This is a genomic window from Rothia halotolerans (assembly GCF_004136635.1).
Taxonomy (GTDB): Bacteria; Actinomycetota; Actinomycetes; order Actinomycetales; family Micrococcaceae; genus Rothia; species Rothia halotolerans.
The window spans coordinates 411443-437782 of sequence record NZ_NOIU01000001.1 but is presented as its reverse complement, the minus strand read 5'-3'; the positions used below and the strand labels follow the sequence as shown (position 1 = coordinate 437782).

Below are 26340 nucleotides of genomic sequence, written 5' to 3'. Positions count from 1 at the left end.
CTGGGGTTCCAGGCGATCATACAGGCCGTGACAGAATCGCTGGTATGGCTGAACCGGACCCCTCAGGCGCCCCGCCCACCGCGGGCCGTCCCTGGCTCGCGAACTACTCGCCCGGCGTCGCGCACGCCCTCCAGCTCCCCGAGACCTCGCTGGTGCACGTCCTCGAGGCGGCCGTGCGGGAGGCCGGCGCCCGGACCGCGCTCGAGTTCTTCGGCGCGCGCACCACCTACGCCCGCCTGGGGGAGGAGGTGGAGCGGGTCGCCGAGGCTCTGCGGGCCATGGGCATCCGGGCGGGGGACCGCGTCGCGCTGGTGCTGCCGAACTGCCCGCAGCACGTCGTCGCCTTCTACGCGGTGCTGCGGGTGGGCGGCGTCGTCGTCGAGCACAATCCGCTGTACACCGCCGAGGAGCTGCGTCACCAGTTCGAGGACCACGGGGCGAAGACGGCGATCGTGTGGGACCGGGCCGCGGGGGCGATCACCGGGCTGCCCGAGACCGCCCGCCCCCGGCAGGTGGTCGCGGTGAGCCTCCTCGCGGCCATGCCGCTGCGCACGCGGCTGGCCCTGCGCCTGCCGGTGCCCGCCGCCCGCGCGGCCCGGGGCCGGCTGCAGGGCCCGGCGCCCGGCACGATCCCCTGGGCGCAGCTGCTCGCGCACCCGCGCATCGACGCGCACCATCCCCGCCCGGGCGCGCACGACCTCGCGCTGCTGCTCTACACCTCCGGAACCACGGGGCGTCCCAAGGGCGCCATGCTGACCCACCGGAACCTGGAGTCCAACGCCGAGATGGGGCGGGAGTGGGTCCAGCCCGGGCCTGAGGAGACGATCTACGCCGTGCTCCCGCTCTTCCACGCCTACGGCATGACGCTGGGGATGGGAGTCGCGACCGCGATCCGGGCGCGCCTGGTGCTCTTCCCGACCGTCGACGTCGACCTCATCGCGAAGGCCCTCCGGCGCTCCCGGCCCACGATCCTGCCGGCGGTGCCCCCGGTCTACCGGCGCCTGCTCGAGGCCGCCGAGCGGCGCGGCATCGACCTGGTCGGCATCCGCTACGCCGTCTCCGGGGCGATGAACCTCCCGCCGGACCTCGTCGCGGCGTGGGAGCAGCGCTCCGGCGGCTTCCTCGTCGAGGGCTACGGACTGACCGAGTGCGCCCCGCTGGTGGCCTGCAACCCGCTCAACTCCTCGCGGCGGGCCGGCTCCATCGGGGTCCCCTTCCCCTCCACCGAGATCCGCATCGTGGATCCCGAGGCGGGCGAGGACGTCGCGGCGGGCGCGGCGGGCGCGGCGGGCGAGCTGTGGGTCCGCGGCCCGCAGACCTTCCGCGGCTACTGGCGGGACGAGGAGGCGACCCGCGCGGCGTTCAGCGCGGACGGGTGGCTGCGCACCGGCGACGTCGTGCGCATGGACGCGGACGGCTTCCTCTCCGTGGTGGACCGCCTGAAGGAGCTCATCATCACCGGCGGCTTCAACGTCTCGCCCTCCGAGGTGGAGGAGGCGCTGCGGGCCGACGACGCCGTGGCCGACGCCGCCGTCGTCGGCCTCCCCGCGGAGGGCGGCGGGGAGGAGGTGGTCGCCGCGGTCATCACGGCCCCCGGAGCCGCCTTCGACGCCGAGGCGCTGCGGGCCCGCTGCTACGAGCGGGTGACCCGCTACAAGGTGCCGCGGCGGATCGTGGAGCTCGAGGACTTCCCGCGCTCGATGCTCGGCAAGACCCTCCGGCGGGAGGTCAGGGAGCTGCTGCGGGAGCGGGAGGGCTGAGCTCTTCCGGCCATGGCCGGAAGGCGTGGGGCGTCCATGACGACGGCCCCGCGCTCCCTCCCCGCGGCCGGGGGAAGAGGGGAGCGCGGGGCCGGGCTCGTGCCGTCCGGGGCCGGCTCAGCGCCGCATGACCTTGCGGGCCAGGACGTTGCCGAGCAGCTGGACGAACTGGACCAGGACGATGATGATGAGCACCGCGACCCAGGTGACCTCCCAGTTGAAGCGGCGGTAGCCCTCCTGCAGGGCGAAGTCGCCGAGCCCGCCGGCGCCGATGTACCCGGCCATCGCGGACATGTCGACCACGCCGATCACGAGGAAGGTGTACCCGAGGATCAGGGGCCCGAGCGCCTCGGGGAGCATCACGGAGAACATGATCTTGGTCTTGGAGGCGCCCATCGCGCGGGCCGCCTCGATCACGCCGGGGTCGATCGAGACCAGGTTCTGCTCCACGATGCGCGCCACGGCGAAGGTCGCGGTGAAGACCATCGCGAAGATGGCCGCCTCGATGCCGATGGTGACCTGGATGGTCGACATCATCAGCGGGCCCAGGGCCACGACCATGATGATGAACGGGATCGGCCGGATGAAGTTGACCACGAAGTTCAGGATCGCGTTGACCCAGCGGTTCTGCAGGATGTTGCCCTGCCGGGTGGTGTACAGCAGGGTCCCGATGATCAGCCCGGCAATGCCGGCGATGACCATCGTCGCGGAGACCATGATGAGGGTGTCCACGACGGCGTCGGAGAGCTTGGGCCGCAGCAGCGTCCAGTCGGTGGAGGCCGCCGAGAGGCTGCCGGCGGCGAGGGTGGTGCTGGCGAGCGTCATCAGGCGCGCACCTCCTTGACGGTGGTCACGGTCTTGAGCTGCTCGACCACGGCATCGATCGCGGTGATCTCGCCGGTCAGCTCGAGGGTCAGGGTTCCGTAGGTGCGGCCCTGGAGGGTCTCCAGGCCGCCCTGGACGATGTTGAAGCTCACGCCGCGCTGGCCGATGTGCGCGAGGACGCTGCCCACCGGGGTCTGGTCCTTGATCTCGACGTTGACCAGGTAGCCGGGGTGGCGCCTCTTCAACTTGGCCGCGGCGTCGCCGGTGGGCAGCGTCTTCACCGCGGTGGAGACGAAGCGCCGCGCGGGCTCGGTGCGGGGGTTGGAGAAGACGTCGTAGACGGGCCCCTGCTCCACGACCCTGCCCTTCTCCATGACGGCCACGCGGTCGGCGATCGTGGAGACCACGTCCATCTCGTGGGTGATCACCACCACCGTGATGCCGAGCTCCTGGTTGACCCGCTTGAGCAGCCGGAGCACCTCCTCGGTGGTCTCCGGGTCCAGCGCGGAGGTGGACTCGTCGGCCAGCAGCAGGTGGGGCTCGGTGGCCAGGGCGCGGGCGATGCCGACGCGCTGCTTCTGGCCGCCGGAGAGCTGGTCCGGGTAGCTCTTCGCCTTGGACTCGAGCCCCACGAACTCCAGCAGCTCCTTCACCCGCGCCGAGCGCCTCTCCCGCGACCAGCCGGCGACCCCGAGCGGGAAGGCGACGTTGGCGGCCACGGTCTTGGAGTTCATGAGGTTGAACTGCTGGAAGATCATGCCGATGTCGGTGCGGACCTTGCGCAGCTCGGACTCGGAGGCCCCGGAGATGGTCCGGCCGTCCACGGTCAGGGTCCCGGAGGTGGTCGGCTCGAGCCCGTTGATGAGGCGGACCAGGGTCGACTTCCCGGCCCCGGAGTAGCCGATGATCGCGAAGATCTCGCCGCGGTTCACGGTGAGGTCCACCGAGTCCACGGCGGTGACCTCGGTCTTGCCGGTCCTGAAGACCTTGGAGACGTCGCTGAGGACGACCATCTCCTCGCCGGGAGCGCCGGTCGTCTCGCTCGTATTCTCGCTCATGAATGCTTCCCTTGCTGTGGGTGGTGGCCCGTCCCAATGACGGGAGCGGCACGACGCCGGCCCCCGCGTGTAAGCGGCGGGCCGGCGTCGTCGCGGGCTCTCGAGGCTCCTCCTGGCGGAGGCGCGGGTCAGGAGTCGCCGCTGAGCTCGTCCTCGAGGCGGCTCTGGGTGTCGCGCAGCTCCTGCACGTCGACGTCCACGGTCACCGCGGTGCCCTTGGTGTCATCGTCCACGACCTCCTGGACGGCGTCGCTGTGGTAGATGTCCACGATCTTCTGGTAGGTCTCGTTGTCCTCGTCGCCGGCGCGGGAGGCGAAGAGGTTCACGTACGGCAGCGCCGCCTCCTGCGAGGCGTCGTCCTCGAACAGGGCGTCCTCGGGGTTCAGGTCGGCGTCGGCGATGAAGTCGTTGTTGATGACCGAGCCGTCCACGGAGGACATGGAGACCACGGTCTGGGCGGCGTCGACGGGGGTCAGGCGGACCTTCGAGGCGTCGGTGTCGACGTCGTCGAGGGTCGGCTGGGCCTTGTCCTCCGTGAGCTGGACGAGGCCGGCGGACTGCAGCACGAGGATCGCGCGGGTCTCGTTGACGGCGTCGTTGGGGATGGCGATCTCGCCGCCCTCGGGGATCTGGTCCACGGAGTCGTGCTTCTCGGAGTACAGGCCCAGCGGGTAGATCACGGTCGGGCCCACGATCTGCAGGTCGTCGTCGGAGTTGACGTTGTAGTCCGCGAGGTAGGCGATGTGCTGGAACCAGTTGAGATCGGTCTGGCCCTGGCTCAGCGCCGGGTTCGGCTGGTTGTAGTCGGAGAACTCCTGGAACTCGACGTTGATGCCCTGCTTCTCCGCCTCCTCCTTCAGCTTCTGGTTGGCGGGGTCGGGGCTCACGACGCCGATCGTCACGGTCTCTTCGTCGTCCCCGCCGCACGCGGCGAGTCCGAGGGACAGGGGCACGATCGCCAGGAGGGCGCCAAGTTTCTTCACGGCTGTGGGTCTCTCTTCAGATGGGGCGAGGATCGAGGACGTCCGCCGCGGCCGCCGATGGCGGGCCGCGTCGGATGTGGCTCAATTACATCACGCGCCGCCGCGACGCGAGAAAGGCTTCCAGGTATGTCAGCATGCCCTTCACGCTATGTCATAAAAGGTCACAGAAGGGCGTCCTCCGCGATGATCCCGGGCTTCAGCCGGTCTGAAAGAACGTTCTGAACGCTTGTGCATTGCGCGCATCCTGGTCTACGCTGACCAGACGCCTGTGGCCCGCCTCACCATCGAGATGAGGGGCCGCGGATCGCGAGCACCGCAGGGCTCGTCGACGAAGACGCACGCACCGCCCCGGGAGGAGCACTCATCATGTCCAACGCCGCATCGTCCCCGGCCCCGCCGGTCGAGGGGACGTTCTTCGACCGCATCGGCATCCCGTCCGTCCTGAAGTGGGGATTCCTCGGGGTCCTCCTGTTCATGACGGGCCTCGGCGTCGAGTCGAACTTCATCACCCCGCACCTCGTGGAGAGGATGGGCAGCGAGGAGGCCACGATCTCGCTGATCATCAGCTCGTACTCCTTCGCCGTGCTGATCGCCAGCTACCTCTCCGGCGCGCTGGCGGACCTCTGGGGGCCCAAGAAGGTCATGCTCCTGGGGTTCATCATCTGGATGGTCTTCCAGGTGGGCTTCCTGCTCTCGATCGAGACGGACTCCCTGCCGCTGGTCGGCGTCATGTACTTCCTGCGAGGGTTCGGCTTCCCGCTGTTCTCCTTCGCCTTCCTGGTGTGGATCAACATCACCGCGCTGCCCTCCAAGGCGGGCACCGCGATCGGCTGGTTCTACGTCATGTTCACCGGCGGCCTGCCCACGCTGGGCTCGCTGGTGGCCATCGGGTCCATCCCCGCCTTCGGCGGCGGGACCGTGGGCGAGACCTGGTCCATGTGGGGCTCGATCCTGCTGATCGTCGTCGGCTTCTGCTGCGCCTGGTTCGGCTGCCACGAGGAGCGCGGCAAGCGCCGCATCGCCCCGCCGGAGGAGTCCGCGTCGTCTGTCATCTTCGCCGGTCTCCGGCTGACCTTCAGCAACGCCAAGATCCTCCAGGGCTTCCTGGTGCGCCTGATCAACACCGCCCCGCAGTTCGGCATGTTCATCATCATGCCGGCCGTGGTCTCGACGACGCTGGGCTGGGGCCAGTCCCGCTGGCTGCTCATGACCGTCTGCGTCTACGCCGGGAACATCCTCTTCAACGCCTTCTTCGGCGCGGTGGGGGACCGGATCGGCTGGGTCAACACCGTGCGCTGGTGCGGCGTCTTCGCCTCCGCGCTGGGCCTGCTGGCCTGGTGGTACGTGCCGCACATGGTCCCCGCCGGCTCCACCTGGGGCTACATCGTCTCGGTGATCGCGGGCGTGACCTTCGGGATCTTCCTGGCCGGCTTCGTGCCGATGGGGGCGATCCTGCCGGAGAACGCCCCGCAGCACCGCGGCGCGGCCATGGCGATGTACACCACCGCCGCGGGCGGGGCGACCTTCCTGGGGTCCATCACGGTCGCCGTGGTGCTCAACGTGACCACCGCCCTGGGCTGGGAGGATCCCTTCATGCGCAACTCCGCGGTGATCTGGACCTTCGTGGCCCTCTACGCGGCGGCGTTCATCATGGTGGGGCACCTCCGCACCCGGCAGGACGACCCGGAGTATCGCCGGGAGATCCGCGAGGCGGACACGCAGGCCATCGAGGTGCAGCACGCGAAGGACCAGCAGTCCCAGGTCACGATCAAGGACTGAGGGGCCGCCCTCCCGAGGGCTTCGAGCGCCGCGGTCCGGGACGTCCCGGACCGCGGCGCTCGCGCGTCTCCAGAGGCCTCGTGCGCGTCGGAGGGATTGGGTGCTTCCGGCAGGTCCGTGCGCTCCCGGCGCCTGACCCCGCCGTCGCGCCGGGTCCTAGCCCTCCCCGCCGCGGGCCGCGAGCATGAGCCGCGCCGTCGCCTCGTCGGTGACCAGGCGGCGGAACATCCCCATCGAGGAGGCGGTGAGGATCGACCAGACCTTCTCCTCGCCCACGGCGATCGCGGTGGAGAAGGGGATCGAGGCCAGGTCCTCGCGGGGGATGCGCACCGTGCGGTCGCTGCCCGGGAACTCCAGCTCCTGCCCCGCGCGGTCGTAGAAGTGGAGGCAGACGTCGCCGATCGAGGCGTCCAGGCTGTCCTTGGGGATCGCCGAGGCCAGCGAGGTCCGTCCCGTGGTCGGCGAGCCGATGCCCATGATCGAGCCCTTGGCGCGCTTCCACAGCTTGCGGACCTCGCTGAACGCCTCGTCGGCCTGGAGCGCCTCGTACATGAGCGGGGAGGGGATGGCCCCGGCGAAGATCGGCACGTAGGCGCTGCCGGTCCGCAGCGCCATCGTGCGGACGATCTCGTTGGTCTGGTGCCAGGCCTCGGGTTCGGCGACCCCGCCCACGGCCGGGGCCAGCGAGACGCCCTCCATCCTCGGCAGCTCCATGTGGGCGACCCCGTAGACCGCCATCCCCGAGGAGACCACGAGCGCGTCCCCTTCCCCGAGTTGCATGTCCTCCACGGCGCGCAGCACCGCCGGCTGCATGCCTGGGCCCATGCGGGAGGACTGCATGCCGTCGGCCAGGTAGACGGCGTCGAGCCCCAGGGTCAGGCACAGCCGCTCGGCGAGCTCGGGGCTGCCGCCGGCCCGGGGGCGGAGGACCTTGATCTGCACCATCCCCGTCTCGCGGGCGTAGGAGAGCATGCGGCTGACGGTGGGACGGGAGACGCGCAGCTGCTCCGCGATGCTCGACTGCCCCAGCCCCTCCTCGTAGTACATCCGGGCCACGGCGTAGAGCATGTCGACGTCGTAGAGATCCGCCGGGCGGGCCGGAGACGGGCCGGAGCCGCCGCCGCTCGCGGGTCGTCTGGGTCGTTGGGTCATGACGCGCCCCTCTCGTCAGAACATATGTGCTTGACATATGTTCTCACGGCTTCAAGAATGATGTTATCCGCGACACATAAGGAGTCAGCCATGTCAGCCACCGCCATTCCCGATCAGATGCGAGCAGTCGTGTGCAACGGCCCCGAGGACTACACCCTCGAGACCCGACCCGTTCCCGCTCTCGGCGCCGACGACCTGCTCATCAGGGTCGAGGCCACCGGCGTGTGCGCGTCGGATCTTAAGTGTTACCACGGTGCCCCGAAGTTCTGGGGCGGCGAGGGCAGGGACCAGTGGGCCCAGGAGGGCGTCACGCCGGGCCACGAGCTGGTGGGCGTCGTCGTCGCGGGGTCCCCGGAGGCCTACGAGGCGCACGGCGTCTCCGAGGGGGACCGGATCGTGTGCGAGCAGATCGTCCCTTGCTGGGAGTGCCGCTTCTGCGTGCGCGGGCAGTACTGGATGTGCGCCCCGCACGACATGTTCGGCTTCCGCAACTTCGACGGCGGCATGGCCGAGTACATGCTGGTCCCGCGCCGGGCCCGGGTGCACCCGATCTCGCACGACGTCGCCCCGCAGCACGCCGCCTTCGCAGAGCCGCTGGCCTGCTCGCTGCACGCCGTCGAGCGGGCGGACATCAAGTTCGAGGACGTCGTGGTGGTGGCCGGCGCCGGCCCGATCGGCCTGGGGATCATCGCCGGGGCGCGGGCCAAGAACCCGCTGAAGCTCATCGCCCTGGACATGGACGACGACAAGCTCGCCCTGGCCCGCAAGTGCGGCGCCGACCTGACCATCAACATCAAGGACGAGGACGCCGTCGCCCGCATCAGGGAGATGACCGAGGGCTACGGCGCCGACGTCTACATCGAGGGCACCGGCCACCCCTCCGCGGTGAGCCAGGGCCTCAACCTGCTCCGCAAGCTCGGCACCTACGTCGAGTACTCGGTCTTCGGCTCCGACGTCACCGTCGACTGGTCGATCATCTCGGACGACAAGGAGCTCAACGTCCTGGGCGCGCACCTGGGGCCGTACACCTGGCCCACCGCGATCAAGATGATCGAGAGCGGCATCCTGCCCCTCGACGAGATCTGCACCGACCAGTTCGGCCTCGAGGACTTCCAGAAGGCCCTGGACACGGTGGGCGACTCGGCCGGGGCCTCCGTCAAGGTCTCGATCCTGCCGCAGTCCTGACCCTTCCCATCGGAGGCCTCCGGGCTTCCGGCAGCCGCTCAACGAGGAGGAGCCGCCCGCATGACCCGACTTCACAACGACCCGTCAGAGTTCTCCGAGGACCAGCTCGAGGGCTTCGCCGACCTGTACTCGGACCGCCTCGCCGCGGTCCCCGGGGGAGTGGTCTCCCACCCGCCGCGCGAGCCGCAGGTCGCGGTGGTCGTGCTCGGCGGCTCGGGGCACTACCCGGCCTTCGCGGGCCTGGTGGGCCCCGGCTTCGCCAGCGGGGCCGTGGTGGGCAACATCTTCACCTCGCCCTCGGCGGCGCACATCTACTCGGTGGCCAAGGCAGCGGACCAGGGCCGCGGGGTGGTGCTGAGCTTCGGCAACTACGCCGGGGACACGATGAACTCCGGGATCGCGGCGAAGATGCTGCGGGCCGAGGGCATCGATACCCGGATCGTGGTGGTGACCGACGACGTCGCCTCCGCCCCGGAGCACGAGGAGCGCCGCGGCATCGCCGGCGACTTCGTGGTCTTCAAGGCCATGGGGGCCGCGGCGGCCGCCGGCAAGGACCTCGACGACGTCGAGCGCCTGGGGAACCTGGCCAACCGGCGGACCCGGACGTTGGGCGTCGCGTTCGCCGGCTGCACCATGCCGGGCGCGGACTCGCCGCTGTTCGAGGTCGCCGAGGGCCAGATGGGCGTGGGCCTGGGCATCCACGGCGAGCCCGGCATCCGGGACGAGGAGCGGCCCTCGGCCGAGGAGCTCGGCAGGATGCTGGTCGAGAGCCTGCTCGAGCATCTCCCGGAGGAGCCCGGGAAGCGGGTGGGCGTGATCCTCAACGGCCTGGGCACCACCAAGTACGAGGAGCTGTTCCTCCTCTACCGCACCGTCGCCCCGCTGCTGCGGGAGGCGGGCTGCGAGATCGTGGACCCCGAGGTCGGCGAGATCGTCACGAGCCTGGACATGGGCGGCGTCTCGCTCACGCTGGCGTGGCTGGACGAGGAGCTGGAGCCGCTCTGGACCGCGGATGCCTACGCCGCGGCCTACCGCAAGCAGCGCGCCCCGCTGGAGAGCATCGAGGACGAGTACCGCGGTCCCGAGGGCTCGGCGGCGGAGGATGAGGTCGTCGAGGCGAGCACCCGGGCCCGCGAGCTCGCGGCCGAGGTGCGAGCCGCGGCGGAGGACGTCGCCGAGCTGATGCGCCGGGAGGAGACCCGCCTCGGCGAGATCGACGCCTTCGCCGGCGACGGCGACCACGGGCGCGGCATGGTCCGCGGCGCCGAGGCCGCCGTGGAGGTGATCCAGAGCCTGCCCGAGCACGCCGGCCCCGCGAGCCTGCTGAAGGCGGCGGGCCGCGCCTGGGCCGCCCGGGCCGGCGGCACCTCCGGCGTCCTGTGGGGCGCCTCCCTGGAGGCGGCCTCCGCGGCCTTCGACGACGCGTCGGAGGAGCTCGGCCAGGAGCAGCTGCGCGAGGCCGTGCGCCGCTTCGCCGAGTCCATGCAGACCCTCGGCGGGGCCTCGGCGGGGGACAAGACCCTGCTGGACGCCCTGCTCCCCTTCAGCGACGCGCTCGCCGAGGCCGAGGACGCCGCGGCCGCCTGGAATGACGCCGCCGTCAAGGCCCGCGAGGGCGCCGAGGCCAGCGCCGACCTGGTGCCGCGGACCGGCCGGGCCCGCCCGCTCGCCGAGAAGTCGGTGGGCCACCCGGACCCCGGCGCGGTCTCCATGAGCCTGATCATCGACAAGGTCGGCGAGCGCCTCTAGCGGCCGCCGGCATCCCAGCCGAGACGAAGCACCGAAGCACGACCGGAAGGAAAGCGACATGGCAGAGAGCAGCGGACTGCGACTGATCGTCGGCGGAGACGACGCCGGCTACGACTACAAGGAGGCCGTGAAGCGGCAGCTCGAGGAGGACCCCCGGGTCGCCTCGGTGGCCGACGTCGGCGTGAGCGCCGACGAGAACACCCCCTACCCCTCCGTCGCGATCGAGGCCGCCGAGCGGATCGCCCGCGGCGAGGCCGACCGGGCCGTGCTGATCTGCGGCACCGGCCTGGGCGTGGCCATCTCGGCGAACAAGGTCAAGGGCATCCGCGCGGTCACCGCGCACGACTCCTACTCCGTGGAGCGCTCGATCCTCTCCAACGACGCCCACATCCTGTGCATGGGCCAGCGCGTGGTCGGCGAGCAGCTCGCCCTGCGCCTGGTCGGCGAGTGGATCGGCTACACCTTCGATCCCGAGTCGCCCTCCCAGGACAAGGTCCGGGTCCTGACCGACTACGAGGGGTGCTGAGCATGGCGCAGCGACTGACGCAGGCCGCCCTGGGCGAGATCGCCGAGTCCGCCCGTGCCCGCCTGCCCGAGGGCAGCTCGTTCTCGGTCCCCGGGTACGAGCGGTCCGGGCTGACGCCGGGGATCGTGCACTTCGGCGTCGGCGGCTTCCACCGCGCGCACCAGGCGCGCTACCTGGACGAGCTGCTCTCCGAGGGCGAGGCTCGCGACTTCGCCATCTGCGGGATGGGCGTGCTGCCCGGCGACGAGCGGATGCGCGACGCCCTGGCCGCCCAGGACCACCTGTACACGCTGATCGCCCGCTTCCCGGACGGCCACGAGGACATCCGGGTCATCGGCTCGATCGTCGACTACGTCTGGGCTCCCGAGGACCCGGAGGCGGCCGTGGAGCGCCTGGCCGGGGAGAGCGTCCGGATCGTCTCCCTGACCGTGACCGAGGGCGGCTACAACGTCAACCAGGTCACCCACGAGTACGACCTGACCAACGACGACGTCGCCGCCGACCTGAAGGACCCGGAGCACCCCCGCACGGTCTTCGGCCTGGTGGTCCAGGCGCTGAGGCTGCGCCGCGAGCGGGGGATCGCCCCGTTCACCATCCGCAGCTGCGACAACATCCAGGCCAACGGCGAGATCGCCCGGGGCGTCTTCACGGCCCACGCGCGCGCCCTGGACCCGGAGCTCGCCGAGTGGATCGGGGAGCACGTGAGCTTCCCGAACTCCATGGTGGACCGGATCACCCCCGCGACCACCGACGAGGACCGCGCCTACGTCCGGGAGACCCTCGGCTACGAGGACGCCTGGCCCGTGGTCACCGAGGACTTCATCCAGTGGGTCATGGAGGACGAGTTCGTGGACGGCCGGCCGCCCTACGAGGACGTCGGCGTCCAGCTGGTCGACGACGTCGGGCCCTACGAGAAGCTCAAGCTGCGCATGCTCAACTCCTCCCACCAGGGGCTGTGCTACTTCGCGCACCTGGCCGGGTACCACCGGGTGGACGAGGCGGTCTCGGACGAGCGCATCGCCGACTTTCTGCTGGCCTACATGCGCCGCGAGGCGATGCCGACCCTGGACCCGGTGGAGGGGATCGACGTCGACGAGTACGCCGAGACCCTGATCCGCCGCTTCACCAACCAGTACGTCAAGGACACGGTGCCGCGCCTGTGCGCCGAGTCGTCGGACCGGATCCCCAAGTGGCTGGTGCCGGTGATCCGGGACAACCTCCGCGAGGGCGGCGAGGTGCGGCTGTCCGCCGCCATCGTGGCCAGCTGGGCCCGGTACGCCGAGGGCACGGACGAGCGGGGCGAGCCGATCGAGGTCGTCGACCACCTGGAGGAGCGGGTCCGCGCCGCGGCCGCCCGCCAGGGGGAGGACGAGCTGGCCTTCCTGCGGGACGAGGACCTCTTCGGGGACCTCGCCGAGCAGCCGCGCTTCACCGAGGCCTACGTCGAGGCGCTGAGGTCCCTGCACGAGGTCGGCAGCCTGAAGACCCTGGAGCGGCTGCTCGCCGCCTGATCCGGAACGGGGTGGGAGGGTCCCGGTCCGCCCGGTCTCTCCCGCCCCGCCGCGCAGAGGGCGCCGCGCCGGGCGCGATACGGTGGGCTCACCACACTCGACGACGAGGAGAGACGAGGACCATGCCAGAGAAGACCTACGTCCTGGGGGTCGACTCCTCCACGCAGTCCTGCAAGGCCCTGCTGGTCGAGGCGGAGACGGGCCGCGTGGTGGAGACCCGCCGCGCCGAGCACCCCGCCGGCACCGAGGTGGACCCCGCCGCGTGGGTCTCCGCCCTGGAGGAGACCACCGCCGACCTGCTCCCGCGGGCCGCGGCGGTCTCGGTGGCGGGCCAGCAGCACGGGATGGTCCTGCTGGACGGGGAGGGCGACGTCGTCCGCCCGGCCCTGCTCTGGAACGACACCCGGTCCGCCGGCGAGGCGGAGGAGCTGACCGAGCTGCTGGGCGGGCCGCGGGAGGCCGCGCGCCGGATCGGCAGCGTCCCCGTGGCCTCCTACACCGCCACCAAGGTGGCCTGGACGCGGAAGAACGAGCCCGAGAACGCGCGCAGGACTCACAGCATCGCGCTGCCCCACGACTACCTGACCCTCGCCCTCAACACCGAGGACGAGCTGGTCACCGACCACGGCGAGGCCTCCGGCACCGCCTACTACTCGCCAGCCCGGCGGGCCTGGCTGCCGGAGGTCGCGGAGGAGGCGCTGGGGCACGCCCCCGAGCTGCCCCGCCTCGCCGGCCCCGGCGAGGCGGTGGGCCGCACCCGCGGGGGCGCGGTCATCGCCCCGGGGACCGGGGACAACATGGGGGCCGCGCTGGGGCTGGGGCTCAGGCCGGGCGACGTCGCCCTCTCGATGGGCACGAGCGCGGTGGCGATGACCGTCTCGGAGACCCCCGCCGAGGACCCCTCGGGCAGCGTCTCCGGGTTCTGCGACGCCACCGGCCGGTACCTGCCGCTGGCCTGCACCCTCAACGGCGCCCCGGTCATGGACCTGGGCCGGCGACTGCTGGGCGTGGAGCACGAGGAGTTCAGCGAGCTGGCCCTGGCCGGGGAGCCCGGCGCCGGCGGCGCGGTCTTCCTGCCCTACCTCAACGGCGAGCGGACCCCCAACCTGCCGGACGCGACCGCGCAGCTGGGCGGCGTGGCCGGCGACCTCTCGCGGGAGAACCTGGCACGGGCGATCGTGGAGGGGCTCGCCTGCTCGGTGCGCGAGGCCCTGGACCGGGTGCTGGGGCACGCCGGCGGGGAGGCCGGGGGAGGAGCCGGGCGGATCCTCCTGATCGGCGGCGGGGCGCGCTCGCGGGCCTTCCAGCAGATCCTCGCCGGCATCCTGGGCCGGCCCGTGGCGCTGCCCGAGGCGCAGGAGTTCGTGGCCCTCGGCGCCGCCCGGCAGGCGGCCTGGGCGCTCGGCGGGGAGGAGGAGCCGCCGCGCTGGTCGGTGGCCGAGGGCGAGACCGTGGAGGCCCCGGCGCGCCCCGAGGCCTTCGAGGCCTACCTGCGGTTCCGGGAGTCGGTGCACCCGGGGGCCTGAGGCCGGCGCGGAGGGGGCGGGTCCGGCCGGGGCGCCCCGGCCTCACACGCTGGTGAACCCGCCGTCCAGCAGCATGTTGCTGCCGGTGACCATCGCGGCGTCGTCGGAGGCCAGGTAGGCGACCATCGCCGCGACCTCCTCCGGCTGGGCGAAGCGGCCCGCCGGGATCCCGGCCCGGGCCCGCTCGCCCTTCTCCCCGGCCCACGCCTTCTTCCCCAGCGGGGTCTCCACCACGGTGGGGGAGACGGCGTTGACCGTCACGCCCCGAGGGGCCCACTCGAGCGACATCGCCTTGGTCATGCCCACGATCGCGGCCTTGGAGGCGCAGTAGGCGACGTGCTGGTCCAGCCCGATCACCGAGGCCTGCGAGGCGAGGTTGACGATCCGCCCCCAGCCGGCGCGGGTCATGGCGCGGCCGGCAGCCTGCGCCATGAAGAACGAGGCGTCGAGGTTGATGTCCATGGTCCGGCGCCAGTCCGCGGCGGGCAGCTCCTCCGCCGGGCCGAGGATCGCGACGCCGGCCGAGTTCACCAGCACGTGGGGCTCGCCGAGCTCCCGCCGGACCTCCTCGACGATCTCATCCGCCGCGCCGGGCTCGGTCAGGTCCCGCCGCAGGGCCAGGTGCCCCTCGCCGGGCAGGCCCGCCACGGCCTCCTCGATCGACGCGGCGACGTCGACGCCGGCCACCCGGGCCCCGCGGGCCGCCAGATGCTCGGCGATGGCCAGGCCGATCCCGCTCGCGGCCCCGGTGATCAGGACGTTCCTGCCGGAGAACTCGGTGGAGGGCTGCTGCTGATTCATGTGCTCGGTCCTTTCCCGTTCTGCACCGCGCAGAGGCGGTGCTGGATGTCGGCGGTCGCCTCGTACAGGCGCCGGTAGTCCTCGTAGAGGTCGTCGTAGACGGGCGTCGGCTCGGGCTCGATCACCCGGTCCACGGGGTTCCACTCGTCCAGGTCGTCGACGACGCCGAGCGCCCGGGCGACCATGAACGCGTCGCCGTACGCCGCGCCCACCGTGTTGCGGCGCACCGTCTGGGGGCGCCCGGTGACGTCGGAGACGATCTGCGGCCACAGCGCGGAGCGCACCCCGCCGCCGGCGCAGGCCAGGCTCCGGATGCTCGCCCCGGCGTCCTCCATCACCTCGATGTTGTGCCGCACCGCGAAGGCCGTGGCCTCCAGCAGCGCCCGGTAGAGGTGGCCGCGGCCGTGCTGGAGGGTCAGCCCCGCCATCACCCCGCGCGCGTCCGGGTCCTGGATGGGGGTGCGCTCCCCGGCGAAGTAGGGGAGCACCAGCAGGCCCTCGGAGCCGGGGGCGACGCGGGCGGCGTCGTCGATCAGCTCAGCGTAGTCCCGCACGCCGGAGATCGAGCGGAACCAGTCGGTCAGGGCGCCGGAGGTCGCGAGGCCGCCGGCGAGGTTGAAGGTGCCGGGGCGGGTGCCGGTGGTGCCCCACATGGAGGGGTGCCGGACGCGCCGGGAGGAGTTGGCGATGAGGAACAGCGTCGTCCCGTACATCAGGAAGAGCTCGTCGGCCCCGGTGGCGCCGACCGACTCCTGCTCGGCCCATGCGTCGATGGTCCCGTGGATCACCGGGATGCCCCCGGGCAGCTCGGGCAGGTCGGCGCGGGGACGGGTCTCGCCGCAGACCTCGGCGCTCCAGCCCAGGCGGGGCAGGCGCAGGCCGGGGGCGACCCGCTCGGCCATGTCCGGGTCCCACCCCTGCCGCTCCGGGTCGTAGAGGGGGGTGCACTGGCTCGCGGAGTGGCGGTCGAGCACGTACTCGCCCGTCAGATGCCGGACGATCCAGCTCGAGGGCATGTAGAGGCGCACGCCGGCGGCGAAGGACTCCGGGTGCCGGGCGGCGAACCAGGCGAGCTTGGGGCCCGCGGCCTGGGAGGTGAGCACCGAGTCGCGCTCCCGCAGGATCCGGTCCTCGCCGAGCTCCTCGGTCAGCCGGGCCGCCTCCTGCCGGGCGCGGTGGTCGATCCCGTACAGGGCGGAGGGGGCGAGGGGGAGGTCGTCGAGGTCGGTCACGGCGGCGCAGGGGCCCATGCCGGAGACGCCGATGCCCGCGACGTCGACGTCGTGCTCGGTCACCAGCGAGGCGTAGAGCTCGCGGAACTCCCGCCACCAGACGGCCGGGTCCATCTCCACCAGGCCGCCCGGCCCGCGGTCCACGGAGTGCTCCCGGGCGCGGTCCCCGATCACGGTGCCGTCCTGCCGCACGAGCACCGCCTTGGTGCTCGAGGTTCCGACGTCGAGTCCGAGGAATGCCTTCTGTGCCATGCCCCTCATTCTCGCGCACGACGGCGCCCGTGCGGCGAGGCACGCCCGGCGGGTCCGCGCGGGATCAGGCGCCGCCCCGGAACCAGTCCGAGTCGTAGTGGTCCTCGCCGCCCCGCCGCTGGTCGCGGCGCCTCCGCGGGGGGTCGTCGGCGAAGTCCGGGCGGCGCAGGATCGAGTCGTCCTCGTCCGGCACCGTCCAGAGCGCGAGCGCGATGAGCCCGGCGATCAGGGCCGCGAGCAGCAGGAGCACCAGCCCGATCTCGACCCAGAGGACGACGTGGGTGCGCACGGCCCCCTGCTCGTCGCTGGAGACCAGGCCCGGGCCGAAGTAGCTCACGACCAGCGCGCCCACCCCCAGCATCGCGATCCCGGCCGGCACGAGGAACAGCCGGTTGGCGGTGCGGGGGACCCGGGGCCCCTCGGCGTCGCGCAGGGAGGGAGCCAGGCGCCAGTGCACCGCGATCAGTCCGCCGAGCCCGGCCAGCAGCGGCAGGGCCCCCACCAGGGACCAGAACGGCAGGCCCAGGGCCATGAGCCCGGAGATGACCAGCACGCCCAGCATGCACATCGCGAACGAGATCCCGGCGACCATGCGGCGCATGGCCCGCGGCGGGGCGCCGGGCTCGGGGCGGGCCGGCTGGGGCGGACCGCGGCGTGGGTCGGGTCCGGGCGCGTCCGAGCCGTGCGGGAGCCGCTGGCCGAACCGAGGGCGCTCCTCCGGGAGGCCGGGACCTCCTCCGGGGTCCTCACCCGTGGCCATCGCCGCCTCCTCGCATCTCACGTGGACCAACTCAGGTCGCTCACTCCATCATATGCCCGTCGGCGGCGGAAGGCCCCCCTGTCATCGGGGTTTTCTCGAGGCGCTCCGCGGCCGCGGCGGTCCAGCGGCGCACCTGGGCGCGGAAGCCCGGATCGGTGAAGGAGGTGAGGGCGTAGTGCCCCCGCGGCGCCGTGGCGGGGTCCTCGGCGAGCACGACGACGCGCGTGCCGGCCGCCAGCGCCGCCGCGGAGCCGGGCGCCGAGTCCTCGACCGTCAGCGCCCGGCCGGGCGCGCCGCCGAGCCGGCGGACGGCCTCGAGGTACATGTCCGGGGCGGGCTTGCCCTCGGGGACGTCGTCGCAGGAGACCCAGGTGGTGAGGAAGGGCGTGTAGCCGGCGATCTCCAGCTTGGTGTCGAGGATCCCCCGGGCCGAGTTGGACGCCACGGCCACGGGCATCACGGCGGACAGCTCCTCGACGAGCTCCAGGGCGCCGGGGATCAGCTCCACACCGCGGGAGATCCGCTCGGCGTCGAGCTCGGAGAGCCGGCGCAGGATCTGGCGGGAGTGCGCGGCGAGCTCCCCCTCGGGGGCCTCGGCCGGCATCGACTCGCGGGCCAGGGCGTCGGCGATCTGACCGGCGGGCAGGGCCGTGAGCCTGTTCGCGATGTCGCGGGGACGCTCGATGCCCAGCTGGCCGCTGACGTGCTCGACGGTCTTGATCCACTGGCTCTCCGTGTCCATCAGGACGCCGTCGCAGTCGAAGACCGCGCACGTCGGGAACCATTCCCCGGCCGGGCCGGGGGCGTGCTGCTGGGAGGTGCTGTCCGTGAAGCTCATGCCCCCATCCTCCCTTAACCCCGGGCCCCTCCGCTCCTCGGGAGGCCGGGGGCGGTCGGGTAGTCTCGGGGGCACATCATCCGTCCCGAGGCCGAGCAGGAGGAACGCCGATGTCGGGAGCAGCGGAGCGCGAGGGGCAGCCGCGGGAGGGCGGCGGAGCCGGGGGCGGGGCGCAGAGCCGCCGCGCGCCCATCCGGTACGTCGCGCTGGGGGACTCCTTCACGGAGGGTGTCGGGGATCCCGACCCGGAGCGGCCCAACGGCGTGCGGGGGTGGGCCGACCGCGTCGCGGAGCAGCTCACGCTGCGCTTCCCGGAGACCACCTACGCCAACCTCGCGATCCGCGGGAGGCTGTTGAACCGGATCCTGGACGAGCAGATCGAGCCGGCGCTGGAGCTGGCCCCGACGCTGGTCAGCCTCTACGGCGGCGGGAACGACATCCTGCGGCCCAACGTCGACATCGACGAGCTGATGGCCGCCTACGACGACGCCTTCGCCCGTCTGCGCGCAGCCGGTGCGCAGGTGGTGACCTTCACGGGCTTCGACGTCCGGAACTTCTACGGCATCTTCCGCGGGACCCGCGGGCGGACCGCGATCTACAACGAGCTGCTGCGGGAGATCGCCGAGGACCGCGACGTCGTCCTGGTCGACTTGTGGCGCTTCTCGGACGAGTTCCAGGACGCCCGATACTGGGCACCGGACCGGCTGCACATGAGCACCCTCGGGCACGTGAAGATGGCGGGCAAGGTCCTCGAGGCGCTCCAGGTGGCCCCGGACGGCCTCGGGCTGGAGCCCCTGCCGCGGATGCGGGAGGTCTCCCGGGTGCAGACCACGCGGGCCAATGTGGAGTGGGTCAGGGAGTTCGCGCTGCCCTGGGTCGGCCGGCGGCTGCGGGGGACCTCCTCGGGGGACGCGCTCGCCCCGCGCTACCCGGAGGCGCAGTCGATGAGCGTCACCGAGGGAACCGGGGGATGAGCCCGGGATTCCGCGGTGATTAACGCCATGGGCCTTCGCGCCGGGTTGCGCTGCGGGGCTGAAATCACCTAGTGTTTAACGCTGTCGTAGTGGTGAGTCCACCTCTCGGCACCGAAGAAAGCTTCACCGTTATCCCGCGGCAGGGGCAGGGCCTGAACTCTCACGCAGGTTCCTTCTCCACACTAGGCCCGGCGAATAATCCGGTGCTCTAAGTAGGTGACGGAGCGCTCAAGACACGTTCCCGCGCGAGCGGGGCCGTCTGCTGCGCGTCGTCATTTTGTCAACATTTGGAGGAGAAACTATGGCAGCCGTCTGCCAGGTGACCGGAGCTGTTCCCGGCTTTGGACACAGCATTTCCCACTCGCACCGCCGCAACAAGCGCCGGTTCGACGTGAACGTTCAGAAGAAGCGCTACTGGGTCCCGTCCCTTCGCCGCAACGTCACGCTGACCGTTTCGGCCAAGGGCATCAAGGTCATCGACGCCCGCGGCATCGACGCCGTCGTGGCCGACATCCAGGCCCGTGGGGAGAAGATCTAATCATGGCATCGAAGAACGCCAAGGACGTCCGTCCGATCATCAAGCTCAAGTCCACCGCGGGCACCGGGTACACCTACGTGACCCGCAAGAACCGCCGCAACAACCCCGATCGTCTGGTCATGAAGAAGTACGATCCCGTGGTTCGCCAGCACGTCGATTTCCGTGAGGAGCGCTAAACGCTATGGCCAAGAAGTCCAAGATCGCTCGCAACGAGCAGCGTAAGGTCATCGTCGAGCGCTACGCCGAGAAGCGTGCCGCTCTGAAGAAGACCCTGGTCGACGAGAACGCGACCCCCGAGGAGCGCGAGGAGGCCCGCCTGGGCCTGCAGAAGCTGCCCCGCAACGCCTCGCCGATCCGGATCCGCAACCGCGACCAGATCGACGGTCGTCCCCGCGGCACCTTCCAGAAGTTCGGCATCTCCCGAGTGCGCTTCCGCCAGATGGCCCACCGCGGCGAATTGCCCGGTATTACCAAGTCCAGCTGGTAGTTTGACGCCCACGGTCAGCTAAGCTGATCTGAGCCGATACCGTTCAATGTCTCAGGAGGGACACAATAATGGCTAAGAACCGTAGCGAACTCGTAGCCGAGGTTGCCGAGAAGTCCGGCATGAGCCAGGCTGCCGTCAACGGCGTCCTGGACGCCGTCTTCCAGGTCTTCGAGTCCTCCGTCGCCGAGGGCGAGAAGATCACCATCCCGGGATGGCTCTCCGTCGAGCGCACCGATCGTGCCGCCCGCACCGGTCGCAACCCCCAGACCGGCGAGGCCATCGAGATCCCGGCAGGCCACGGCGTGAAGCTGAGCGCCGGTTCTAAGCTCAAGGCTGCCGCCTCCAAGTAGTCTCCAGACTGCACGGACCATCAGGGCCCCGCACCGGCGAACGGTGCGGGGCCCTGATGTCGTCCGGGGCCGGCCGCGTGGGTAGAATGGGCCTGCCCGCCGGGGGCGGATCCGCCGGCCGCCGGGCCTCTTTCCAACACCATCGCACCGAGCGGGACGGGGGTGACGCGGTGCGCCGTCACAGCGCCTCTCGCCGCGCCCGGACCCTTCTGCGGGGCTGGTCGATCGCGACCCTGTGCGTGGCCGCCGGCACGGCGTCGCACGCCGTGGTCTCAGGGCACGTCCCGGGGGCGGCCGCCGTCGCGGTCGCCTGGGCGCTGACCGGCCTGCTGTGCGTGCTCCTGGCCGGGCGGGGCCTCTCCCGCCTCCCGGTCGCCGCGGGGGTGCTCGCGGCCCAGGCCGCCCTGCACTGGCTGATGGACCGCAGCGCCCCCCTGCCGCAGACCGCCCCGACGGGCGGGCACGCCGGCCACGGCGTCGGGCTCGACTCCCTGGCCGGGGCCTCCCTGGAGGCCGCCCCCGCGCCGGTCCACGCGACGGACCCGGGCATGGTCGCCGGCCATCTCGCGGCGGGCCTGCTGACGTACGCCGCGATCCGGCGCGGCGAGGCCGCGCTGACTGCCCTCTCCCGCTCGCTGCGGCTGGCCGCGCGGTGGCTCTGCGTCCCCCGGCTGCGGCCCCTCCCGGCCCGGGCCCTCCGCCCGCTTCCCGTCCCCGCGGCCCTCCCCGCACCACGCAGGGTGCTGCTCCCCGGGACGGCCCCGGTGCGCGGCCCGCCCCTCGTCCTCGCCTAGCCACCGCGGCGGCCCGACCGGCCGCCCGCTCGACGACGACGAAAGAGAACCCATGAATCCCACCCCCTCCGCCGCGCCCGCGCGCGGCAGCCGACCCGCCGGATCCCTCCCCGGCACCGGCGCCCTCCTCGCCCTCCGGCCCGGCCCGCGCCAGGCAGGCCCCCTGCGCCGGCTCGGCACGGTCCTGGCGGCCGCGGCCCTGCTGCTCGCGGGCCTCTTCGCGACCGCCCCCGCGGCCCAGGCCCACGACGAGCTGATCGGCTCCGACCCCGCCGACGGCCAGGTGCTGGACGAGGCGCCCGAGGAGATCACGCTGACCTTCTCCGCCAACATCACGGAGGTCGGCAACGCCATCCGCGTCACCGACTCGCAGGGGGAGACCGTCAGCACCGGCGAGGTCCAGGTCGACGGCACGGACGCCGTCCAGCGGATCGACGCCGGCGCCGCGGACGAGACCTACCGCGTCGTCTGGCGCATCGTCTCCTCCGACGGGCACCCGATCGAGGGCAGCTACGACTTCTCGGTCGGGGCCGGCGGCTCCTCCTCGGAGGCCTCCGGCTCCTCCGCGGCGCCCTCCGCCGAGCCGAGCCTGTCGGGCTCGGCCGACGACGCCGCCCAGGACGCCCCCGACGACGGCCTGCCGACCTGGGTCGTGGCCCTGATCGGCGCCGTCGTGGCCCTGGTGGTGCTGGTGATGGTCTGGGTCGTCGTGGCCCGCGTCCGCGCCTCCCGCCGGGACTAGCGTCCTTCAGGGCCGGTGCCGGACGCCCCGACGAGGCGCCCGGCACCGGCCCGCCCAGCTCCGGCCCGCCCAACTCCGGCCCGCGCGGCCGGTCCCGCCCACCACATCGTCGAGGAACGCATGCCTTCATCCACCCAGCCGGCCGCCTCCCTCCGCGCCGCGGCGCCCGCCGGCCTCGCGCGCGGGCTGCATCGCCCGTGGCTGCTGGCCGTTCCCGCCCTGACCCTCGTGCTGACGGCGATCTCCCTCTGGATCACGGGGACCTCCGCCGGCACCGAGCTCAACGATCCCGGCGGCCTCGTCCGCTGGGGCCTGCCCCTGGCGGAGTCGATCCTGAACCTCTCGATGGCCGTGGCCATGGGCTCGCTGCTCTTCGCCACCTGCCTGCTCCCGCGCTTCGCCGCCGACGCCGCCGGGCGGCGCCGCGCCCCCCTCCAGTCCGAGGAGCCGGCGGGCAGGGAGGCCGCGGGGCGCCCCGAGTACCCGCCGTTCACCGCGGCCCTCAACCTCGGCGCCGTCGCCGCCCTGACCTGGACCGCCGCCTCCATCTGCACCCTGGTGCTGAGCTACGCGGACATCTCGGGGACGGCCCTGGCCGCCGACGAGACCTTCACGAGCCAGCTGCTCAACTACATGCAGAACATCCAGGCGGGGCAGATCCAGACGACGCTGGTGGTGGTGGGCGCCGTGGTGACCACCCTGATCTTCGGCGTGCGCAGCCTGACCGGGCTGCTGCTGACCCTGGGCCTGTCCTTCGTGGCGATCGTGGCGATGGCCCTGGGCGGCCACTCCTCGGGCGGCGACGACCACATGGGCGCCGTCAACTCGCTGGGACTGCACCTGCTGGGGGTCTGCCTGTGGTTCGGCGGGCTCGTGGTGCTGGCCTACCTCTCGCGCCAGCTGAGCGCCCCCGACGCCGGGACCGGCACCGTGCCGGAGAAGCGGCGCGGCACCGAGACGGCGCAGACCCGCCGGGTGCCGATGGCGGTCGCCGTGCTGCGCCGGTACTCCGCCGTGGCGCTGGCCGGCTTCATCCTGGTCTCCGTCTCGGGGATCCTCAACGCCGCCGTGCGCGTTCACGGCTGGCACGACCTCACCTCCACCTACGGCCTGCTGATCCTGTTCAAGGCATGCCTGACGGTGGTGCTGGGCCTGGCCGGCGCGGTGCACCGGCTGTGGCTGATCCCGCGCGTGGAGTCCGGCGCCACCAGCGCCTTCCGCGGCATCTGGCAGGTCATCGCGGCCGAGCTGATCATCTTCGCCGGGGTCTCCGCCGCCGCGGTCACGCTCTCGCGCTCGCCGCCGCCGGTCAACGAGGACCTGGCCCCGGACGCCTCGCCGGCCCGGATCATCACCTGGTACGAGGCCCCGCCGGAGCCCCAGGGCGAGCTGTGGCTCACCACGTGGCGCTTCGACTGGTTCTGGGTCGCGGTGGTGCTCTTCGCCGCCTGGGCCTACGTCTGGGCCTTCGTCAAGGTGCGCCGGGGCGGGGGCCGGTGGAACCCGCTGCGGCTCGCCTCCTGGCTGGTGGGGCTCGCGTGCCTGATGGGCGCGACGTCGGGCTCCCTCGCCGTCTACGCCCGGGTGCTGTTCTCGGTGCACATGATGGAGCACATGTCGCTGACGATGATCATCCCGATCTTCCTGGTCCTGGGCGCCCCGGTGACCCTGCTGCTGCAGGCGCTGGAGCCCCGCCAGGACGGCACGCGCGGGCCGCGCGAGTGGATCCTGAGGTTCCTCCACTCCACCTGGTCGAAGGTCGTCACCCACCCGATCTTCGTGGGCGTGAACTTCGCCGCCTCGCTGATCGTCTTCTACTTCACGCCGCTGTTCGGCGTCGCGCTGCGCTACCACGTGGGCCACGAGTTCATGATGGTCCACTTCCTCATCACCGGGTACCTGTTCGCGCTGGTGCTGATCGGGGCCGACCCGATCCCGCACCGGCCCACCTACCCGTTCCGGATCGTCATGCTCATCGCGACGCTGGGGTACCACGCGTTCGTCGGCATCGCCATCATGAGCTCGGACGCCCTGCTGCAGGCCTCCTGGTACGGCAACCTGGGGCTGGAATGGGCGGCCCCGGCCATCGAGGACCAGCAGAAGGGCGGCGCCTTCATGTGGGCGCTGGGCGAGATCCCGACCATGGTCCTCGCGGTCATCCTCGCCGTGCAGTGGTCCCGCGCGGACCGCCGGCTCGCGGCGCGGCTGGACCGCAAGGCGGACCGGGACGGCGACGCCGAGCTGGAGGCGTACAACGAGATGCTGGAGCGCATGCAGGAGCGCAGGGGACGGTGAGCGCGGGGGCGGCGTCGTGCCCCGGGCGAGCCGAGGGCCGTCCCGGCCGTGCCGAGAGCCGTCCCGGCCGTGCCGAGAGCCTATGCCGGCGTCGTCCCCCGGCTGACGCCGGCCCCTCGTCCACAGGACGCTCCGAGCCGGTTCCCGGCACGGCCGCCGTCCACAGTGCGAGGCCTCGGAAATACAACCCCGCGGGCGGTTGTTAGGCTCAAGGACGTAGCGATGCAGGTCTCCGTGCCCCTCGAGGAGGCCGCGCCGCCCCACGGACGAGTGAAAGAAGGCATCCATGGTTGACCGTTCCCCGCGCGTGCGCGCCTCCGAGCTGACGGGCCGCGCCTGGCTGAACACCGGCGGCAGGGAGCTGAGCTGGCCGGACCTGCGCGGCAAGATCGTGATCCTCGACTTCTGGTCCTTCTGCTGCATCAACTGCCTCCACGTCCTGGACGAGCTGCGCCCGCTCGAGGACGAGTACTCGGACATCCTCGTCACCGTCGGCGTCCACTCGCCCAAGTTCGAGCACGAGGCGGACCCGGACGCGCTCGCCGCCGCAGTGGACCGCTACGACATCCGCCACCCCGTGCTGGACGACCCCGAGCTGGGCACCTGGCAGGCCTACGCCGCCCGCGCCTGGCCGACGCTGGTGGTCGTGGATCCGGAGGGGTACATCGTCGCGCACCTCTCGGGGGAGGGGCACGTGCAGGGACTGGTCTCGCTGGTCCGGGAGCTCGCCGAGGAGCACGAGGCCAAGGGGACCCTGCACCGCGGGGACGGCCCCTACGTCCCGCGTCCGCGCCCCGAGGGCATCATGTCCTTCCCGGGCAAGATCACCGCGCTCCCGCCGGAGCTGCGGGCCCCCGGCGCCGAGGGTCCCACGCACCTGGTCACGGACACCGGGCGGCACCGCGTGCTGGAGCTCGACTCCACGCTGGAGCGCGTCCTGCGGACCTGGGGCGGGCCGGAGAAGGGCCACCGCGACGGCGTGGCCGATGAGGCGCTGTTCAACGAGCCCCAGGGCCTCGCCGTCCTCCCGGAGGCCGTGCGCGAGCGGGTGGGGTACGACGTCGTCGTCGCCGACTCGGTGAACCACCGCCTGCGCGGCATCCGCCTCGACACGGGGAAGGTGAGCACTGTGGCCGGCAACGGCGTGCAGCGGCTGCTCGACGCCGAGGGCGCCCGCACCGGGGACCCCAACGTGATCGACCCCGCCGCGGACCCCCTGACGGTCTCCCTGTCCTCCCCGTGGGACGTCGTGTGGTCCGAGCGCGCCGACGCCCTCATCGTGGCGATGGCGGGCACCCACCAGGTCTTCTCCTTCGAGCCGCGCACCGGCGCGCTCGCGGTGTTCGCGGGGACCGGCAACGAGGGCCTGCTGGACGGGCCCACCGGGGACGCCTGGTTCGCGCAGACCTCCGGCCTGGCCGTGGACGCCTCCGGCACCCTGTGGCTCGCCGACTCGGAGACCTCGGCGCTGCGCCGGATCGACTTCCGGGACGACGACGTCGTGGTGAGCACCGCCGTCGGCCAGGGCCTGTTCGACTTCGGCTTCCGGGACGGGGACGGCGAGCGCGCCCGGCTCCAGCACTGCCTGGGGGTGGCCGTGCTGCCCGACGGCTCCGTCGCCGTCGCGGACACCTACAACGGGGCGGTGCGCCGCTGGGATCCGGCCTCCGGCACGCTCAGCACGCTCGCCCAGGACCTCCGGGAGCCCTCCGACGTGCTGGTCGAGGAGCGCGGCGAGGGCGAGGACCCGTTGCTGCTCGTCGTGGAGGCCAACGCTCACCAGGTCGTGCGCCTGCCCATCCCGCGGGAGGCCCGGTTCGTGGACGAGGGCGCCTCGCAGACCCAGCGCCCGCCGTCGCTGATCGCCGGCGGCACGCTGGACCTCGTCTCGCGGTTCTCCGCGCCGACCGGCCAGAAGCTCGACGACCGCTGGGGCGACCCGACCCAGCTCAAGGTCTCCTCGACCCCGCCCGAGTTCATCGTCGAGGGGGCCGGCGCGGCCCAGGGCCTGCAGCGGACGCTGACCCTGAACCCGGAGATCAGCGACGCCGTCCTGCACATCACGGCCCGGGCGGCCGCGTGCGACGGCGAGCCCGGCGGCGAGATCCCGGACCACGCCGCCTGCCACCTCTACCAGCAGGACTGGGGCATCCCGGTCCGGGTCACCGGAGACCACGCCGATGAGTCGGAGATGGTCCTGGACCTGCGCGGCATCAACTAGGC

At 72.3% G+C, this 26340-nt stretch carries 24 protein-coding genes; 16 read left to right on the top strand and 8 right to left on the bottom strand.

The features are described 5' to 3' along the window. Positions 1–44: 44 nt before the first annotated feature. On the top strand, positions 45–1760 hold the full coding sequence (locus EWV39_RS02090) for a long-chain-fatty-acid--CoA ligase (protein ID WP_129656636.1): 1716 nt from the start codon (positions 45–47) through the stop codon (positions 1758–1760). A gap of 117 nt (positions 1761–1877) precedes the next feature. Here the strand turns inward: EWV39_RS02090 and EWV39_RS02085 are convergent, their stop codons facing one another. From EWV39_RS02085 to EWV39_RS02075, 3 genes are all read right to left on the bottom strand, one after another. Further along, on the bottom strand, positions 1878–2585 hold the full coding sequence (locus EWV39_RS02085; RefSeq protein ID WP_129656635.1) for a methionine ABC transporter permease: 708 nt from the start codon (positions 2583–2585) through the stop codon (positions 1878–1880). Beyond that, positions 2585–3643 carry a methionine ABC transporter ATP-binding protein gene (locus EWV39_RS02080; protein WP_238147970.1) on the bottom strand — a complete coding sequence of 353 codons (1059 nt, stop codon included), beginning with the start codon at positions 3641–3643 and terminating at the stop codon, positions 2585–2587. The genes EWV39_RS02085 and EWV39_RS02080 overlap by 1 nt, the downstream gene beginning before the upstream one ends. A 128-nt stretch (positions 3644–3771) precedes the next feature. Beyond that, positions 3772–4626, bottom strand: a complete 855-nt coding sequence (locus EWV39_RS02075) for a MetQ/NlpA family ABC transporter substrate-binding protein (protein ID WP_129656634.1) — start codon at positions 4624–4626, stop codon at positions 3772–3774. A 366-nt stretch (positions 4627–4992) separates the two neighbouring features. Here EWV39_RS02075 and EWV39_RS02070 point away from each other — a divergent pair, with 366 nt between their 5' ends. Next, positions 4993–6405: an RbtT/DalT/CsbX family MFS transporter gene (locus EWV39_RS02070; RefSeq protein ID WP_129656633.1), complete on the top strand. Its 1413-nt coding sequence runs from the start codon at positions 4993–4995 to the stop codon at positions 6403–6405. A 156-nt stretch (positions 6406–6561) separates the two neighbouring features. Here the strand turns inward: EWV39_RS02070 and EWV39_RS02065 are convergent, their stop codons facing one another. Then, a complete protein-coding gene (locus EWV39_RS02065; protein WP_129656632.1) occupies positions 6562–7557 on the bottom strand; it encodes a sugar-binding transcriptional regulator in 996 nt (331 codons plus the stop codon). A 90-nt stretch (positions 7558–7647) separates the two neighbouring features. Here EWV39_RS02065 and EWV39_RS02060 point away from each other — a divergent pair, with 90 nt between their 5' ends. The 5 genes from EWV39_RS02060 (at position 7648) to xylB (ending at position 14054) form a co-directional block, all read left to right on the top strand. After that, the gene (locus EWV39_RS02060; protein WP_129656631.1) at positions 7648–8742 is read left to right on the top strand and encodes a zinc-binding dehydrogenase; all 1095 of its coding nucleotides are present in this window, start codon (positions 7648–7650) and stop codon (positions 8740–8742) included. 60 nt (positions 8743–8802) lie between these two features. After that, positions 8803–10491, top strand: coding sequence for a dihydroxyacetone kinase family protein (locus EWV39_RS02055; RefSeq protein ID WP_129656630.1), 1689 nt, complete (start codon positions 8803–8805; stop codon positions 10489–10491). Positions 10492–10549: 58 nt separating this feature from the next. Further along, positions 10550–11017, top strand: a complete 468-nt coding sequence (locus EWV39_RS02050; protein ID WP_129656629.1) for a ribose-5-phosphate isomerase — start codon at positions 10550–10552, stop codon at positions 11015–11017. Between the two features lie 2 nt (positions 11018–11019). Continuing rightward, positions 11020–12528 carry a mannitol dehydrogenase family protein gene (locus tag EWV39_RS02045; protein ID WP_129656628.1) on the top strand — a complete coding sequence of 503 codons (1509 nt, stop codon included), beginning with the start codon at positions 11020–11022 and terminating at the stop codon, positions 12526–12528. A 122-nt stretch (positions 12529–12650) separates the two neighbouring features. Then, positions 12651–14054 (top strand): xylulokinase, encoded by a 1404-nt coding sequence (gene xylB, locus EWV39_RS02040; RefSeq protein ID WP_129656627.1) that lies wholly within the window; start codon positions 12651–12653, stop codon positions 14052–14054. A gap of 42 nt (positions 14055–14096) precedes the next feature. On the opposite strand, the gene EWV39_RS02035 is transcribed toward xylB, so the two are convergent. The 4 genes from EWV39_RS02035 to EWV39_RS02020 form a co-directional block, all read right to left on the bottom strand. Further along, entirely contained in the window at positions 14097–14855 is a 759-nt protein-coding gene (locus tag EWV39_RS02035; RefSeq protein WP_129656626.1) for a GolD/DthD family dehydrogenase, read from the bottom strand. Next, positions 14852–16339, bottom strand: a complete 1488-nt coding sequence (locus EWV39_RS02030; RefSeq protein ID WP_129656625.1) for an FGGY-family carbohydrate kinase — start codon at positions 16337–16339, stop codon at positions 14852–14854. Before EWV39_RS02030 ends, EWV39_RS02035 begins: the two co-directional genes overlap by 4 nt. A 64-nt stretch (positions 16340–16403) precedes the next feature. Continuing rightward, positions 16404–17099 (bottom strand): hypothetical protein, encoded by a 696-nt coding sequence (locus EWV39_RS02025; protein ID WP_129656624.1) that lies wholly within the window; start codon positions 17097–17099, stop codon positions 16404–16406. A gap of 40 nt (positions 17100–17139) precedes the next feature. After that, positions 17140–17937, bottom strand: a complete 798-nt coding sequence (locus tag EWV39_RS02020; RefSeq protein ID WP_129656623.1) for an HAD family hydrolase — start codon at positions 17935–17937, stop codon at positions 17140–17142. Between the two features lie 110 nt (positions 17938–18047). On the opposite strand from EWV39_RS02020, the gene EWV39_RS02015 reads away from it, so the two are divergent. The 9 genes from EWV39_RS02015 to EWV39_RS01975 all read left to right on the top strand — a co-directional run bounded on the left by EWV39_RS02015 (position 18048) and on the right by EWV39_RS01975 (position 26338). Further along, positions 18048–18911 carry an SGNH/GDSL hydrolase family protein gene (locus tag EWV39_RS02015; protein WP_129656622.1) on the top strand — a complete coding sequence of 288 codons (864 nt, stop codon included), beginning with the start codon at positions 18048–18050 and terminating at the stop codon, positions 18909–18911. A 301-nt stretch (positions 18912–19212) separates the two neighbouring features. After that, positions 19213–19449, top strand: coding sequence for a 50S ribosomal protein L28 (gene rpmB / locus EWV39_RS02010; RefSeq protein WP_129656621.1), 237 nt, complete (start codon positions 19213–19215; stop codon positions 19447–19449). A 2-nt stretch (positions 19450–19451) separates the two neighbouring features. Then, positions 19452–19625, top strand: coding sequence for a 50S ribosomal protein L33 (rpmG, locus tag EWV39_RS02005; RefSeq protein WP_129656620.1), 174 nt, complete (start codon positions 19452–19454; stop codon positions 19623–19625). A gap of 5 nt (positions 19626–19630) precedes the next feature. Continuing rightward, a complete protein-coding gene (gene rpsN, locus EWV39_RS02000; protein ID WP_129656619.1) occupies positions 19631–19936 on the top strand; it encodes a 30S ribosomal protein S14 in 306 nt (101 codons plus the stop codon). A gap of 68 nt (positions 19937–20004) precedes the next feature. Further along, positions 20005–20286, top strand: coding sequence for an HU family DNA-binding protein (locus tag EWV39_RS01995; protein WP_129656618.1), 282 nt, complete (start codon positions 20005–20007; stop codon positions 20284–20286). A 170-nt stretch (positions 20287–20456) separates the two neighbouring features. Further along, positions 20457–21080 carry a hypothetical protein gene (locus EWV39_RS01990; protein ID WP_129656617.1) on the top strand — a complete coding sequence of 208 codons (624 nt, stop codon included), beginning with the start codon at positions 20457–20459 and terminating at the stop codon, positions 21078–21080. A 52-nt stretch (positions 21081–21132) separates the two neighbouring features. Beyond that, complete coding sequence (locus EWV39_RS01985) at positions 21133–21822, top strand: copper resistance CopC family protein (RefSeq protein ID WP_129656616.1); 690 nt, start codon at positions 21133–21135, stop codon at positions 21820–21822. Between the two features lie 120 nt (positions 21823–21942). After that, entirely contained in the window at positions 21943–24117 is a 2175-nt protein-coding gene (locus EWV39_RS01980) for a bifunctional copper resistance protein CopD/cytochrome c oxidase assembly protein (RefSeq protein ID WP_129656615.1), read from the top strand. A gap of 286 nt (positions 24118–24403) precedes the next feature. Then, positions 24404–26338 (top strand): NHL domain-containing thioredoxin family protein, encoded by a 1935-nt coding sequence (locus EWV39_RS01975; RefSeq protein WP_129656614.1) that lies wholly within the window; start codon positions 24404–24406, stop codon positions 26336–26338. The last annotated feature ends 2 nt before the right edge of the window (positions 26339–26340 follow it).

What these genes read in the sequence shown, in the direction of transcription:
- EWV39_RS02070 (WP_129656633.1), top strand. Translation starts at nt 4,993, where the DNA reads ATGTCCAACGCCGCATCGTCCCCGGCCCCGCCGGTCGAGGGGACGTTC.
- EWV39_RS02090 (WP_129656636.1), top strand. Translation starts at nt 45, where the DNA reads ATGGCTGAACCGGACCCCTCAGGCGCCCCGCCCACCGCGGGCCGTCCC.
- xylB (WP_129656627.1), top strand. Translation starts at nt 12,651, where the DNA reads ATGCCAGAGAAGACCTACGTCCTGGGGGTCGACTCCTCCACGCAGTCC.
- EWV39_RS01975 (WP_129656614.1), top strand. Translation starts at nt 24,404, where the DNA reads ATGGTTGACCGTTCCCCGCGCGTGCGCGCCTCCGAGCTGACGGGCCGC.
- rpsN (WP_129656619.1), top strand. Translation starts at nt 19,631, where the DNA reads ATGGCCAAGAAGTCCAAGATCGCTCGCAACGAGCAGCGTAAGGTCATC.
- rpmB (WP_129656621.1), top strand. Translation starts at nt 19,213, where the DNA reads ATGGCAGCCGTCTGCCAGGTGACCGGAGCTGTTCCCGGCTTTGGACAC.
- EWV39_RS02060 (WP_129656631.1), top strand. Translation starts at nt 7,648, where the DNA reads ATGTCAGCCACCGCCATTCCCGATCAGATGCGAGCAGTCGTGTGCAAC.
- EWV39_RS02065 (WP_129656632.1), bottom strand. Translation starts at nt 7,557, where the DNA reads ATGACCCAACGACCCAGACGACCCGCGAGCGGCGGCGGCTCCGGCCCG.
- EWV39_RS02020 (WP_129656623.1), bottom strand. Translation starts at nt 17,937, where the DNA reads ATGAGCTTCACGGACAGCACCTCCCAGCAGCACGCCCCCGGCCCGGCC.
- rpmG (WP_129656620.1), top strand. Translation starts at nt 19,452, where the DNA reads ATGGCATCGAAGAACGCCAAGGACGTCCGTCCGATCATCAAGCTCAAG.
- EWV39_RS01995 (WP_129656618.1), top strand. Translation starts at nt 20,005, where the DNA reads ATGGCTAAGAACCGTAGCGAACTCGTAGCCGAGGTTGCCGAGAAGTCC.
- EWV39_RS02080 (WP_238147970.1), bottom strand. Translation starts at nt 3,643, where the DNA reads ATGAGCGAGAATACGAGCGAGACGACCGGCGCTCCCGGCGAGGAGATG.
- EWV39_RS02045 (WP_129656628.1), top strand. Translation starts at nt 11,020, where the DNA reads ATGGCGCAGCGACTGACGCAGGCCGCCCTGGGCGAGATCGCCGAGTCC.
- EWV39_RS02050 (WP_129656629.1), top strand. Translation starts at nt 10,550, where the DNA reads ATGGCAGAGAGCAGCGGACTGCGACTGATCGTCGGCGGAGACGACGCC.
- EWV39_RS02030 (WP_129656625.1), bottom strand. Translation starts at nt 16,339, where the DNA reads ATGGCACAGAAGGCATTCCTCGGACTCGACGTCGGAACCTCGAGCACC.
- EWV39_RS02015 (WP_129656622.1), top strand. Translation starts at nt 18,048, where the DNA reads ATGTCGGGAGCAGCGGAGCGCGAGGGGCAGCCGCGGGAGGGCGGCGGA.
- EWV39_RS02055 (WP_129656630.1), top strand. Translation starts at nt 8,803, where the DNA reads ATGACCCGACTTCACAACGACCCGTCAGAGTTCTCCGAGGACCAGCTC.
- EWV39_RS01985 (WP_129656616.1), top strand. Translation starts at nt 21,133, where the DNA reads ATGAATCCCACCCCCTCCGCCGCGCCCGCGCGCGGCAGCCGACCCGCC.
- EWV39_RS02025 (WP_129656624.1), bottom strand. Translation starts at nt 17,099, where the DNA reads ATGGCCACGGGTGAGGACCCCGGAGGAGGTCCCGGCCTCCCGGAGGAG.
- EWV39_RS01980 (WP_129656615.1), top strand. Translation starts at nt 21,943, where the DNA reads ATGCCTTCATCCACCCAGCCGGCCGCCTCCCTCCGCGCCGCGGCGCCC.
- EWV39_RS02085 (WP_129656635.1), bottom strand. Translation starts at nt 2,585, where the DNA reads ATGACGCTCGCCAGCACCACCCTCGCCGCCGGCAGCCTCTCGGCGGCC.
- EWV39_RS02035 (WP_129656626.1), bottom strand. Translation starts at nt 14,855, where the DNA reads ATGAATCAGCAGCAGCCCTCCACCGAGTTCTCCGGCAGGAACGTCCTG.